This window comes from Myxococcus sp. CA040A, assembly GCF_013336725.1.
Classification (GTDB): Bacteria; Myxococcota; Myxococcia; order Myxococcales; family Myxococcaceae; genus Myxococcus; species Myxococcus llanfairpwllgwyngyllgogerychwyrndrobwllllantysiliogogogochensis.
In genome coordinates, this window is sequence record NZ_JABUMR010000015.1 from 93,986 (window position 1) to 107,344 (window position 13,359).

Annotated in this window: 12 protein-coding genes; 8 read left to right on the forward strand and 4 right to left on the reverse strand. The window is 67.4% G+C overall.

Annotated features, from left to right (window positions below; genetic code table 11):
* Positions 1-202: 202 nt before the first annotated feature.
* A complete protein-coding gene (locus tag HUA75_RS42145) occupies positions 203-781 on the forward strand; it encodes a hypothetical protein (RefSeq protein WP_174489654.1) in 579 nt (192 codons plus the stop codon).
* Between the two features lie 105 nt (positions 782-886).
* Here HUA75_RS42145 and HUA75_RS42150 read toward each other — a convergent pair whose 3' ends face one another.
* The gene (locus HUA75_RS42150; protein WP_174489655.1) at positions 887-1,495 is read right to left on the reverse strand and encodes a hypothetical protein; all 609 of its coding nucleotides are present in this window, start codon (positions 1,493-1,495) and stop codon (positions 887-889) included.
* Positions 1,496-1,937: 442 nt separating this feature from the next.
* Here HUA75_RS42150 and nth point away from each other — a divergent pair, with 442 nt between their 5' ends.
* The 7 genes from nth to HUA75_RS42185 all read left to right on the forward strand — a co-directional run bounded on the left by nth (position 1,938) and on the right by HUA75_RS42185 (position 10,927).
* On the forward strand, positions 1,938-2,570 hold the full coding sequence (nth, locus tag HUA75_RS42155; protein WP_141648821.1) for an endonuclease III: 633 nt from the start codon (positions 1,938-1,940) through the stop codon (positions 2,568-2,570).
* Between the two features lie 90 nt (positions 2,571-2,660).
* Entirely contained in the window at positions 2,661-3,980 is a 1,320-nt protein-coding gene (locus tag HUA75_RS42160; RefSeq protein ID WP_174489656.1) for a DUF418 domain-containing protein, read from the forward strand.
* Between the two features lie 138 nt (positions 3,981-4,118).
* A complete protein-coding gene (xdhC, locus tag HUA75_RS42165) occupies positions 4,119-4,952 on the forward strand; it encodes a xanthine dehydrogenase accessory protein XdhC (protein ID WP_174489657.1) in 834 nt (277 codons plus the stop codon).
* Positions 4,953-4,957: 5 nt separating this feature from the next.
* The gene (gene xdhB, locus HUA75_RS42170; RefSeq protein WP_217446532.1) at positions 4,958-8,764 is read left to right on the forward strand and encodes a xanthine dehydrogenase molybdopterin binding subunit; all 3,807 of its coding nucleotides are present in this window, start codon (positions 4,958-4,960) and stop codon (positions 8,762-8,764) included.
* Positions 8,765-8,820: 56 nt separating this feature from the next.
* Positions 8,821-9,405 (forward strand): hypothetical protein, encoded by a 585-nt coding sequence (locus HUA75_RS42175; RefSeq protein ID WP_174489659.1) that lies wholly within the window; start codon positions 8,821-8,823, stop codon positions 9,403-9,405.
* Between the two features lie 91 nt (positions 9,406-9,496).
* Positions 9,497-10,096 (forward strand): hypothetical protein, encoded by a 600-nt coding sequence (locus HUA75_RS42180; RefSeq protein ID WP_141648826.1) that lies wholly within the window; start codon positions 9,497-9,499, stop codon positions 10,094-10,096.
* A gap of 195 nt (positions 10,097-10,291) precedes the next feature.
* Complete coding sequence (locus HUA75_RS42185; protein ID WP_174489660.1) at positions 10,292-10,927, forward strand: hypothetical protein; 636 nt, start codon at positions 10,292-10,294, stop codon at positions 10,925-10,927.
* Between the two features lie 217 nt (positions 10,928-11,144).
* On the opposite strand, the gene HUA75_RS42190 is transcribed toward HUA75_RS42185, so the two are convergent.
* The 3 genes from HUA75_RS42190 to HUA75_RS42200 form a co-directional block, all read right to left on the reverse strand.
* Positions 11,145-12,131 (reverse strand): hypothetical protein, encoded by a 987-nt coding sequence (locus tag HUA75_RS42190; RefSeq protein ID WP_174489661.1) that lies wholly within the window; start codon positions 12,129-12,131, stop codon positions 11,145-11,147.
* Positions 12,128-12,949: a serine aminopeptidase domain-containing protein gene (locus tag HUA75_RS42195; protein WP_141646837.1), complete on the reverse strand. Its 822-nt coding sequence runs from the start codon at positions 12,947-12,949 to the stop codon at positions 12,128-12,130. Before HUA75_RS42195 ends, HUA75_RS42190 begins: the two co-directional genes overlap by 4 nt.
* A 183-nt stretch (positions 12,950-13,132) precedes the next feature.
* Positions 13,133-13,345 (reverse strand): helix-turn-helix domain-containing protein, encoded by a 213-nt coding sequence (locus tag HUA75_RS42200; RefSeq protein WP_305794097.1) that lies wholly within the window; start codon positions 13,343-13,345, stop codon positions 13,133-13,135.
* Positions 13,346-13,359 lie beyond the last annotated feature (14 nt).

Here is a 13,359-nt window from a genome sequence, read left to right on the forward strand (position 1 = left end):
GGTGCTGGTTGAATGCGGGAGGACCCGTGGCGCACCCGAGTCCCAGGGTGCTTCCACCCCACCTCGGAGCCCCCAGGAGGATTGAGGGCTCAACCGCGTGGAGTCACCGGGGCTGACAGGGCTATCGCGGATTTGTTCCAGCGCCCCGGAACGCAGTAGAAACATCGTCTTTGGGCCGGAATGCAGTGGCGGGGAAGCCGACATGAGTGACGCAGTGTCTCGAGAAAAGAAGAGTCCAACCGCCGTGACGTACCTGCGCGTCCCGTTGTTGCTGGTGACGGCGATGCTGACCATGGGCAGTGGCATGGGCAATCCGGGGTGCGGCAGTGGCGACGACAAGGACGACGACGACATCGGGCCCGAACGCTGTGAATCAGGCTGCGCCATCAGCGGCGCCTATGTGTTCCGCTTCCAGGACGCCACGCCGTTGAGCGCCGACTGCGGCCTGCTGGGGGTGTCGCTGCCGGAGGGCGAGCGGGTCGTCGTGGTCCAGAAGGGCAGCGAGGTGGACATCACCGCGACGCTGGGAGAACTCCAGCTCACGGGCTCGCATTACGGGAGCACCACCAAACACATCGTGCTGAGGGCCATTGTGCAGCTCCAGCGCCGCGAAGGGCCTCCCACCGAGTTGCTCTACCTCATCGAAGGCCAGTTCACGGAGGGCCCCGAGAGTGTCGACGCGCCGGCCTCTTTCTCCGGGACGTTCAATGCCAACCATGTGAACACGGTTGCGGGCGACCCGGAGTGCCGCGTGGTGCGTCGCTTCACGGCGACGCGCTGACCTGAGTCGAACGGGTCGCGGCGCTGTCCTCCAGGGTCTTCATCCCCGGTCATCCTTCACGCGCCAGCGACCGCGGAGAGAGCCTCCGCGGTCCACCGGCTTGACTCAGTACGTGTAGTAGACGCCCGGCGTGGTGCTGGTGAAGAAGTTGTAATACGTGGCCACCCAGTTGGAATGGGTGCTCGTCGTCGGCTCCCCCGGAAGCAGGCCCGTCTTCGTCCCGTAGGCCACCAGCGTGGTGCCCGCATCCGTCTGGTCCAGGCGGCAGCCATAGACGCTGCCCCTGCCAAAGTTCGCCCCGACGAACGCGTCCCGAATCGTCGCCAGCGTCGCCGGGTCGATGTGACGGACGCTGCAAACCGTGGGAGAGCTCCCACTCAGGCCCCCCTTGGTGGAGAACGACGCGGACAGTCCCACGGCGGTCCCCAGGACGTTGAGGTCAGGCGTGTTGTAGGACTGCCCCAGGTCGACGGTCGCCGCGGGATACGGACACGTCCCAGAAGCCTGACGCGTCAGCTTGACGACATAGACCGGAGGGAAGGGCGGAGCGACCGTCGTATAGGAGATGGTGAACGTGCAGCCCCCAAACGAGGTCGTGGTCAGCGCGGACTCCTGCTTGCCCAGCGACACCTGAGAGGGAGACTCCTCGGGGCCACCACAGGCGGCAAGGGACGCGGCGGCACAAACCCAGACAACACGCTTGAAGACATTCATTCATGAACTCCGTTGCGGGGGAAAGGCCAGACTCTACCGCCACCTGCCAACGACCCACAACGCAAGCCCACACAACAGTCGCAGCACATTTTTTTGTCAGCGACGCCCCCAGGGTCTCCAGCTGTTTCCTCGGACGTGAGTCATTGAGCACTCCAAGCAGAACCCAGTCCTACGCCCTCGCGCATCCCCTTCGACACGGGCCGCGCTCCCCCGCGAGTCCGCTCCGCCCCACGCGCCATCCTCGCATCCGACTTGACCCCACGCCTTCATCCGCCGTACCGATCGCTGCATTGCTGCTGACCGCACAATGACGAAGCGGCGAGCACGATTGGGGCCGTTCGAGGGAGATGAGGAGCGGCCATGGCCCTCCCCTCCCCTCCCCCGCCGCCGATTCCGAGCCCGTGTCTGTCAGCCATCCCAGGTAGGATGTCCTCCACACCCCATGAAACCCGCTGAGAAAGCCGCCCTCCTCCTCGAGCGCCTGCGTGAGAAGCACCCCGACGCACGCTACGAGCTCAACTGGTCCACGCCGTTCGAGCTGCTCGTCGCCACCATCCTCGCCGCGCAGTGCACCGACGAGCGCGTCAACCGCGTCACCGCCACCGTGTTCCCCAAATACCCGGGCCCCCAGGCCTTCGCGGACGCCGACACCTCGGAGCTGGAGGAAGACCTCAAGCCCACCGGGTTCTTCAAGCAGAAGACCAAGTCCGTCCAGGCCATGAGCCGCGCGCTGCTCGCGGACTTCGGCGGAGAGGTCCCCCGCACTGTCTCGGAGCTGGTGACGCTCCCCGGCGTGGCGCGCAAGACGGCCAACGTGGTCCTCAACACCGCCTTCAACCTGGCCTCCGGCATCATCGTCGACACGCACGTCGCCCGCGTCAGCCAGCGCCTGGGCCTGACGAAGCACGAAAAGCCGGAGGCGATTGAAGAGGACCTGATGAAGCTGGTGCCCCAGGACGCGTGGACCTTCTTCGGCCCCGCCACCGTCCTGCACGGCCGCTACACCTGCACCGCCAAGAAGCCGAAGTGCGACGAGTGCATCGTGAAGGACATCTGCCCACGCATCGGCGTGTAGACCCACCCGACCCGCTCGAAGCGCGCGCAATTCACCGCTGCCGTGGAATACCGGCAATAAAGCTCAGGTTCAGGCGTTCTTTCCGAACACATGACCTCTGCTCCTTCCGCGGTGACCACCGCCGAGGCCCGCCCGGTCGATTCGGGCGAGCGCCTGGTGTTGCTCGACACGCTGCGCGGCTTCGCGCTGTGCGGCGTGTTCATCTCCAATACGTTTATGTGGTTCAGCGGCCGGGCCTTCATGCCCCGGGAGCAACTCGAGTCCCTGTTCGCAAATGGGACGATGCTCGACAAGGTGCTCCTGCCCGTCGTGACGACGCTGGTGAGCGGGCGGTTCATCACCATCTTCTCGTTCCTCTTCGGACTGGGCTTCGCGGTGCAGATGGGCCGGGCGGAGGCGCGGGGCTCGCCCGTCACGCGCCTCTACGTGCGCCGGCTCGGGGTGATGCTCCTGCTGGGGCTCACTCACCTGACGCTCATCTGGTACGGGGATATCCTCAGCAACTACGCGCTGCTGGGCTTCTGGCTGCTGTGGTTCCGGCGCCGGGAGGACCGGACGATTCTCAAGGTCGCCGCGGTGCTGCTCTTCGCGTGGCCCATTCTGAGCGCGGTCATCTTCAAGCTGCCGCAGTTGATGGCCGCCACGCCGGAGGCCGCCGCCGCGCTGGCGAAGCTGGAGACGGAGCGCTCCGCGGCCCTGAAGGCGGACACCCTGTCGGTGTTCCAGAACGGGAACTGGTGGGCCGTGGTGAAGGGCGGCCTGTCGTTCTACCGGCGCGAGTTCCTGCTCATCATGTGCGTCAACTCGCTGGCGCTGCTGGGCCGCTTCCTCCTGGGCTTCTATGCGGGCCGCAAGCGCCTGTTCCATGACGCGCCCCAGCACGTGGCCTTCTTCCGCCGCCTGTTCTTCTGGTCGCTGGGACTGGGCGTGCTGGGCAGCAGCGTGGGCGTGGTGACGCAGCAGCTCGTGCTGCGCAAGATCATCAATCCGGAGACGCTGCCCGTGTGGCTGCCCATGGTGCTGGCCCCCGTGCGCGCCATGGGTGAGGTGGGCATCGCCGCGACGTACGTGTCGGGCATCACCCTGCTCTTCCAGCGCGCGACGGGGCAGAAAATCCTGTCCGTGCTCGCGCCGGTGGGCCGCATGGCGCTGACCAACTACCTGAGCCAGTCCGTCATCAGCATCCTCGTGTTCTACGGCTACGGCCTGGGGCTCGTCGGCAAGCTGACGCCCAGCATGAGCATCGTGTACTGCCTGGGGGTCTTCACCGTTCAAATCGTGTGGAGCCACCTGTGGCTCGCGCGCTTCCGCTTCGGGCCCATGGAGTGGGTGTGGCGCTCGCTGACGTACGGCAAGCTCCAGCCCATGCGCCGGAGCACCGAGGCGGCCGGCGCGGCGGTGGCCACGTAGGCTCGGCGCGGGGGCTCGGGGAGAGGGCCCCGGGACATCCCCAGGGGGCGGCCTGGACACCAGGCCGTCGTCCAGCCCACGGACTCCGGGTGAGAGTCATCCCCGTCGGACTCCGGGTGTGGCAGACTCACAGGGACCATGTGGGATTGGGTCCGCCAGCTGGGCGAGTGGGCGCGCGAGGATGCGCCCTTCGCCGTGGCCACCGTTACAGCGTGCCAGGGAAGCACCCCCGCCGAGCCCGGCGCGAAGCTGCTGGTGCGTGGGGACGGTGCGTTCCACGGCACCGTGGGCGGCGGACACCTGGAGCAGTTGGTGCTCGCCGACGCGCGGGCCTGTCTGGAGCGCGGCGAGTCCCGCTCCTATCGCTATCCGCTGGGCGCGAAGCTCGGCCAGTGCTGTGGGGGCGTGGTGGACGTCTTCGTGGAGCCCGTCAACCACGGGCCTCGCCTGTACCTCTTCGGGGCCGGCCATGTGGGCCAGGCGGTGTGCCGCATCCTCGAGGGGACCCCCTTCCGCGTACACTTGGTGGACGAGCGACCCGAGTGGCTCCACGGCGAGCGCGTGCCCGCGGCGGTGACACGCCACGAGGAGTCCTGGGAGGACTTCGTGGCCCAGGCCGTATGGGACACGCGCCGGACGTACGTCGCGGTGATGACGCACCGGCATGACCTGGACCAGGACATCATCGCCGCCGCGCTGGAAAAGCCCGCGCGCTACATCGGCCTCATCGGCAGCAAGACGAAGTGGGCGCGCTTCCGGCAGCGGCTGGAGGCGCGAGGCGTGCCCGCGACGCTGCTGAGCCGGGTGCAGTGCCCCATGGGGCTGGAGCTGGGGGGCAAGTCCCCCCAGGAGGTCGCGGTGAGCATCGCCGCCGGCCTGCTCCAGCTCCACCACCAACCTTTCGTTGAAACCCGCCCCGAGCCATCCGCCTCGGAGCCGCCCCGCCTGCGCGGGGTTTCGTCTGGAGAATGAGCACCATGTTCGAGTTCCGGCTCAACGGGAGCCTGGTCCGCGTCGAGGACGTGTCGCCCAACACCACGCTGCTCGACTACCTGCGCGCCCAAGGCGCCACGGGAACGAAGCAGGGCTGCGCCGAGGGGGACTGTGGCGCGTGCACCGTGGCGATGGTGGACCGCGACGCCCAGGGCAACCGCTGCCTGCGCGCGTTCAACAGTTGCATCACCCTGGTGCCCATGGTGGCCGGGCGCGAGGTGGTGACGGTGGAGGGCGTGGGCTCGCGCGAGAAGCCACATCCCGTGCAGCAGGCGATGGTGAAGCACTACGGCTCGCAGTGTGGTTTCTGCACGCCGGGCTTCATCGTCTCCATGGCGGAGGCGTACTCGCGGCCGGAGGTCTGTACCCCGGAGACGGTGGCGGACCAGCTCTGTGGAAACATCTGCCGCTGTACCGGGTACCGGCCCATCCGCGACGCGATGATGGAGGCGCTCGCCGCGAGGGATTCGGCGGTGGGCCTGCAGCCACTGCCGGGTACGTCGCTCGGGGGCCCTGCTTCACCCGTGTCGGCGCTGAGCTATGAGGCCGGCGGCCAGAAGTTCCTGCGGCCCACGTCGTGGGAGGAGCTGCTCGCGCTGAAGGGCGCGCATCCGGAGGCGCTGCTCGTGGCGGGTGCCACGGAAGTGGGCGTGGACATCACCAAGAAGGCCCGGCGCTTTCCGTTCCTCATCTCCACCGAGGGCGTGGAGTCCCTGCGTGCCATCCGCCGTGAAGCGGACGGCTGGTACGTGGGCGGCGCGGCGACGCTCGTGGACCTGGAGGATGCGCTCGGCAAGGACGTGCCCGAGGTGGGGAAGATGCTCAACGTCTTCGCCTCGCGACAGATTCGGCAGCGGGCCACGCTGTCGGGCAACCTGGTGACGGCGTCGCCGATTGGCGACCTGGCGCCGGTGCTGCTCGCGCTGGATGCTCGGATGGTGCTGTCGTCCGTGAAGGGCGAGCGGACGGTGGCGCTGTCGGACTTCTTCCTCGCGTACCGGAAGACGGCGCTCCAGGTGGACGAGGTCGTGCGCTTCATCGTCATCCCGCATGCGCCTTCGGCGGCCAGTGGGCTCCGGCGGGTGTCGGATTCGTTCAAGGTGTCGAAGCGGCGCGAGCTGGATATCAGCATCGTCGCCGCGGGCTTCTGCGTGGAGCTGGATGCGGGCGGTGTGGTGCGCACGGCGCGGCTCGGGTACGGCGGCGTGGCGGCCACGCCCATTCGCGCGCGACGCACCGAGGAGCTGCTCGTCGACCAGCCGTGGACCCGGGAGACGGTGGACAAGGTGCTGCCCGTGCTCTCGGGCGAGCTGTCCCCCATCAGCGACTTGCGCGGGAGCGCGGAGTACCGACGCGGGCTCATCGTGAGCCTGTTCGAGAAGTTCTTCTCGGGGGAGCAGAGTCCCTCGCTGGACGCGGCGCCGGGCTTCGTCACGGGAGACGCCGAGGCGCCCACGGACACCAGCCGCGTGCTGCGACATGAGAGCGCGCTGGGTCATGTGACGGGGGCCGCGAAGTACGTGGACGATGTGGCGCAGGGCCGGCCCATGCTGGAGGTGTGGCCGGTGTGTTCGCCGCATGCGCACGCGCGAATCCTGCGCAGGGATGCGACGGCCGCGAGGGCGCTTCCGGGCGTGGTGACGGTGCTGCTCGCGGAGGACATCCCCGGGATGAACGACACGGGGCCCATCCGCCACGACGAGCCGCTCCTGGCGAAGGACGAGGTGCTCTTCCACGGGCAGATTGTCGCCGTGGTGGTGGGAGAGAGCATCGACGCGTGCCGCGAGGCCGCGAAGCAGGTGGTGGTGGAGTACGAACCGCTGCCGGCAATCCTTACCGTGGAAGACGCGATGGCGCAGGGCAGCTACCACACGGAGCCGCACGTCATCCGGCGCGGCGATGTGGACGCGGCGCTCGCGTCGAGCCCGCGTCGGCTGTCCGGCACGGTGACGATGGGCGGACAGGAGCACTTCTACCTGGAGACGCAGGCGGCCTTCGCGGAGAAGGGCGACGACGGAGACATCACGGTGGTGTCCTCCACGCAGCACCCGTCCGAGGTGCAAGCGGTGATTGCCCACGTGTTGCACCTGCCGCGCAGTCGCGTGGTGGTGCAGTCACCGCGCATGGGTGGCGGCTTCGGTGGCAAGGAGACGCAGGGCAACTCACCCGCGGCCATTGTCGCGCTGGCCGCGTGGCACACGGGCAAGCCGGTGCGGTGGATGATGGACCGGGACGTGGACATGGCGGTGACGGGAAAGCGCCATCCGTTCCATGCCACGTTCGAGGTGGGCTTCACCGAGCAGGGCAAGCTGCTCGCCCTGCGCGCGCAGCTCGTGTCGAACGCGGGCTGGTCGCTGGATTTGTCCGAGTCGATTACGGACCGCGCCCTCTTCCACCTGGACAACGCCTATTACGTCCCGGCCATGAGCTACACGGGCCGCGTGGCGAAGACGCATCTGGTGTCCAACACGGCCTTCCGTGGCTTCGGTGGACCGCAGGGCATGCTGGTGGGTGAGGAGGTCCTGGACCGCGTGGCGCGCACGCTGGGCCTGCCGCCGGAGGAAGTGCGCGAGCGCAACTTCTACCGGGGCACCGGTGAGACGAACACGACGCACTACGGCCAGGAGTTGGAGGACGAGCGGCTGCCGCACCTGTGGCGCGAGCTGAAGGACTCGTCGGACTTCGCGCGCCGACGTCGGGAGGTGGAGGAGTTCAATGCCCGCTCACCGCGAATCAAGCGCGGGCTGGCGATGACGCCGATGAAGTTCGGCATCTCCTTCACGGCGACGTTCCTGAATCAGGCGGGCGCGCTGGTGCATGTGTACCGGGATGGCTCGGTGATGCTGTCGCACGGCGGCACGGAGATGGGCCAGGGTCTGCACACGAAGATTCAGGGCGTGGCCATGCGCGAGCTGGGATTGCCCGCGGACGCCATCCGGGTGGCGAAGACGGTGACGGACAAGGTGCCCAACACCTCCGCCACGGCGGCCTCGTCGGGTTCGGACCTGAACGGCGCGGCGGTGCGCGAGGCGTGCGTCACGCTGCGTGGGCGGCTTGTGCCGGTGGCCGTGAAGCTGCTGTCGGAGCGGCACGGGCGCACCGTGGCTCCAGAGGCGGTGGTGTTCCAGGACGGGCGCGTGGGGGGAGCGGATGCGTCCGTGTCCTTCGCGGAGGTGGTGGACGCGGCGTACCTGGCGCGCGTGGGGCTCTCGGTGACGGGCTACTACCAGACGCCGGGCATCGGCTACGACAAGGCGAAGGGCCGAGGGAAGCCGTTCCTCTACTTCGCGTATGGCGCGGCGGTGACGGAGGTGGAGGTGGATGGCCACACGGGAATGAAGCGGGTGCTTCGGGTGGACGTGCTGGAGGACGTGGGTGACTCGCTCAACCCGGGTGTGGACCGGGGACAGATTGAAGGCGGCTTCGTCCAGGGCATGGGCTGGCTGACGGGCGAGGACCTGCGCTGGGACGCGAAGGGACGGTTGCTCACGCACTCGGCCAGCACGTATCCGGTGCCCGCGTTCAGCGATGCGCCGGTGGACTTCCGTGTGCGGCTGTTGGAGCGGGCGCGGCAGCACAACACGATTCACGGCAGCAAGGCGGTGGGCGAGCCGCCGCTGATGCTGGCGCTGTCGGTGCGCGAGGCCCTGAGGGATGCGGTGGGCGCGTTCGGGGCTCCGGGCGGAGAGGTGGAGCTGGCCGCTCCCGCCACGCACGAGGCCCTGTTCCTGGCCATCCAGCGGCGTGAGGCCCGGAGCAAGTCTGAGTCGGGGCTGGTGGTCGCGGCATAGCCTCCTGGCGCCCCGTGGGAACGAGGCGCCGTTCACCACACGAGAGCAGGAGCAATGTGACGACACATACGCTGGAGTCGTTGAAGCCTCGGCTTCGGAGGGCCGGGGACATCGCGGACCTCCTGCTCGAGGAGCACGCGACGTTCCTCGACGGTGACACCTGGGTCCACGAGGGAGACCTGGTGCTCGAAGGGGAGCTTGAGGTGAAGCGGGGGGCGTTGCTGATCCTGGGAAATCTGAGGGTCAGCGATGCCGTAGGGACGGACGAGAGCGGCAAGCTCGTCGTCACGGGGCGACTCGATGCCCGCCACCTCTATCTGGAAGGCGACCTGCGGGTGCACAAGGACGTTGCGCTCCGAGGCGCCCTCTTCGGCTTCTACGAAGCGGGCAATTCACAGGTCGACGGACGGACGACCGCGAAGCTCGGTCTCATCGGCGACCATGAATGGGAGTGCGATGACGAGCACTACGAGGTCTCTGGCCGCTTCTCGAACTTCGTCGAGCTTGAGGAGGGAGACCCCGATGCCATCCGCCAGCTCATGGGTGACAAGGAGTTCGCCATTCTCGCGCCCATGCTGGGTCTGTCCGACGAGGATACGGAGTGCGATGGCTACGGAATGAAGCTCTTCTTCCGGGTCTGAGCAAAGCGCGAGGCTCGGAGCAAGGCGGAGTCGGGACTGGCCGCGGCGTAGGTCCTGGGCGCCAATTCATCGATGTTCGTGGAGGTGTGACTTGAACGAGCAGACACTGCAGTCGCTGAAGCCGAAGCTCCGGCCCGTGAAGGACGAGGACCTCGAGCAGATTGGTGATGAGGACATCGCGGGAGTCCTCGGCGATGACAGTTGGGTTCACGAGGGAGACCTCGTGATTGAGGGCGACCTCAGCGTGACGGAGGGGGCGCTGTTGGTCCTGGGGGACCTGACGGTGAGCGGCGAGGTCACGACGGATGAGACGGGCACGTTGGCTGTCATGGGTCAGCTCAAGGCCCACCACCTCTACCTGGAGGGCAACCTGGAGGTTCACGGGGATGCCACGCTCAGCGGTGTCGTCTACGGCTTCTACGAAGCGGGCATCTCCCGGGTCTACGGCAAGACGACCGCGAAGCTCGGCCTGATTGGCAATCACGACTGGTCTTGCGACAGCGAGCACTACGAAGTCTCGGGGCGCTTCAGCAACTTCCACAAGCTCATGGAAGGAGACCCGGAAGCCATCCGCAAGCTCGTCGGCGACAAGGAGTTCGCCCAGCTCGCGCGCATGCTGGGGGTGAGCAAGGAAGAGGCGGAGGGTTCGTCGAACAGTGCGTGGGGACTGAGCCTCTTCCACCGGGTCTGAGCTGTCCGCGTCGGTCCCAGGACCTGATCAGGGACCACGCCCGCCTCCGAGGGCATCATCCTCAAGATGCGGCGGCTGGCGTGAGCCCCGCGACAATCAGACAAAGCCGCAATTGCGGGAATAACATCAAAGTTATTTACTGAACGCTCGGCGCGCGAACACCCCACCCACGCGCTCCGAACAGGGGACATCAACATGCCTCGTCATCTGTCGACCTTGCGTTCACTGACCGCGCTCACCGCCTTCGCCACGCTGTCCACGGCATCCGCCGAGGAGCGCGGCAAGCCGCAGGCCCCCCAGACCACAACGCCCGCTCGGACAGGAAACCCGGAACTGCTGGCCGGGACGTACTCCGTCTCCATCCCCGCCATCACCTGCGTGCACCAGGGAAGCGCTCCTCCGCCAGCTCCGATGACCTGCGGCGGCGGCGGCACGCTGCGCACGGACGGTGACAATACCTTCCCGTGCGCGGTGAACTCCAATGCCACGCTCAATACGTACGTGTGCGGTCTGAATCTTCCGTCGGGTGCGCAGATCCAGGAAGCCATTGCCTACGGCTACGACTCCTCCACCGTCGGATACTTCGAAGCCGCTATCTGGAGCACGGCCGATGCGACCCTCGCCGTGTCGTACTTCAGCAGCTTCGGGGGTACCTGGCAGAACTCGGGAGTGGCCTTCAACAGTGGCTACTCCAGCTTCCCCATCTTCTCCGCATCCCAACCCGCCCATACCGTGGTGGCTGGCAACCGGTATGTGATTGGCTTCGCTACGCGCGACCCCATCCAGTCCAACCTGGTCTTCGGCTTCCGCGTCCGCTACTCCCTGCCGTAAGGCACCCCGTCACGAAGTCCCGGCGCCCGCCCCTGTCTCACTGGGGCGGAGCGCCTCGTGAACCGGACTCCCACGAAGTGTGCCCCTTCCGAGTGAGTTCTCGCGCCGCGCGCGACAAAATCACACACACAAACATTTTCGTCTGTGGACAGGGAGTGCTCAAGTTGAGCGCGTCCATCACGTGTGGCGCGGCTTGCAGACTGGACGGCTGCGCGCCTCAGCCCACCACCCGCTCGATACCCGGACGCACAGCTTCGGGCGGGATGGGCAGGTGCGTGGTGTTTGAACCCGGGAAGCGCTCTGAGGCCCACTGACACAGGTGGTCCACGCACGACTCAATCGCACCACCCGTCGTGAAGATGTGATTGGTGCCCTTGAGGCGAATCCGCGACAGGTTCGGATGCGGCAGGTCCGCCAGCGCAGAGCGATGGATGCGGTCGAAGAACACGTCTCGCAGCTTGCCCTCCGCCGTCAGCACCAGCACCGGCTGCCCGCGCTCCACCACGCGCTGCCACGCCCGCACCAGCGGCACGTTCGTCACCGCCGGCAACGAATCCCAGTCCATCAACAAGTCGAGCAGCTTCTGTCGCGGGAAGGGCACGTACTTGAACAAGCGCGCGTACTCATTCTCCCGCGTCAGCATCCGCATCCAGCCCCAATACGAGAAGAGCTTCGACGTCACCCGCTTCAATGACAGCCGCGGGGACTCAACCTCCACCTCGGCCCCCTCCCCTCCCACCGCCGCCGCTTCCTGCTCCGACAGGTAGAACTCCGGCTCGAACATGAACAGGCCGCGCACACCCTCCGGCTCACGGTCCGCCAGATACAGCGCCGTCGTCGCCGCCCCGCACAGCCCTCCCATCAACATCCCCTCCAGCCCAAATCGCCGCTGGAGTTCCTCCCGCACCGCGCTCGCCACCTCGACGAAGCCGCCCTTGCACACGAGCTGGTACAGCTCAGACGTCGTCTCCGGCAACGGACCGTCCGAGTCCCCCAACCCCGGCAAATCCACTCGGAAGCACGGGAAGCCTCGCGCCGCGAGCCGCTCCGCCGCGAGCACCGACAGCCCCCCATGCCCGGAGCGCGGCACATGCCCGGGGTTCAGGAAGAGCACACCCACCGAACGCCGAGTCCCCGTCGCCGGAGGATGAAACGTCCCCCACAACCGGTGTCCCTTCACGTCGAGCTGGATCAACTCCCTCATGACCGCACCTCCTGGCGCGCCCCAGTCCCAGCGATGAACCCCAGACTGTCCTCATAGAGTTCCGCCAGCTCCGGCAAGAGCCGGTTGCTCGTCGTCCAGAAAAAGGGCCGAGGTGCCCTCACCGAGCGACTCCGTCCCGGCGCCAGGAAACGCTCCGCGGGACGGCCATCCAGGTGCACCACCCGCCACGGCCGCGCCTCGTCCTTCTCGGGGACCGCCAGGCCGTAGCCCTCCGAGCTGCGCCACAAACCGCGAGACCAGGGCAACCCCTCCACCTCCACGTGCCGCCCCGCCTCCAGCTCCGTCACGTAGTCCTCACGCGAGCGAGCCTCCCCTCCCGTCCCCTCCAGATTGTCCGCCGCCACCTTCCGGCGAAGCACTTCCATCAGATGCGCCCTCCCCGACTCCGGCGGCTCCCACATCAAGAGCCCTTCCACCGGCTCCGTCCGGAACACTCGCGCCGCGAGCAACGCACCGAGTCGAAGCCCATGCACCGTCAACGGCACACCGGGACTCACGCGCCGCAAGTGCTCCAGCCCCGTGCGCAAATCTTCTTCCCAGCGCGGGAAAGTCATCTCATCGAAGCGCCCCGTGCTCTCGCCAGAGCCTCGATAATCCAGACGCAGCACCTCCACGCCCCGAGCCGCGAGGAAGCGCGCCCATCTCACCCACACGACATAGCCATGCGCCCGCTCCAGCCCCAACGGCCCCGCCAGCAACACCGCCGCCCGACGCTCCGTCAGCGCCCGGTGATGAACGTAGTAAAGCGAGTCCTCGCCCTGGGAGAGATACCCAGGTGACTCAGTCAATGCCGGCATGTGAGTGGTGAGTCCCCCGCCTTGATGTCGCGTGATGCTAGGAACGCGTCGCCAAGCGAGTCAAACAGTCCTTGTCACCGCCGCAATCCACCGCGCGGACGCCCTCGGCGAACCGTCACGGCAGTCAGGACTCACGCATGGTCGGTCTTCAAAGACCCAGACGCGCGGAGGACCACGGCGGCATCACGGTGAAGCCGGAAGGTGCTCTCGGCGGAAGCGCTCCGGGCTCATTCCCCACCAGCGCTTGAAGGCGCGATGGAAGGCGGCCGGCTCGGCATAGCCCAGGAGAAAGGAGACCTCCGCGATGGACATCCGCCGCCGCAGGTAGGTCCCAGACAACTCACGGAGCAGGGACTCTTCCACGGGCAGCCCAAGCCGGCTCGCGAAGGCGGCCATCTCCTACGTGCTCG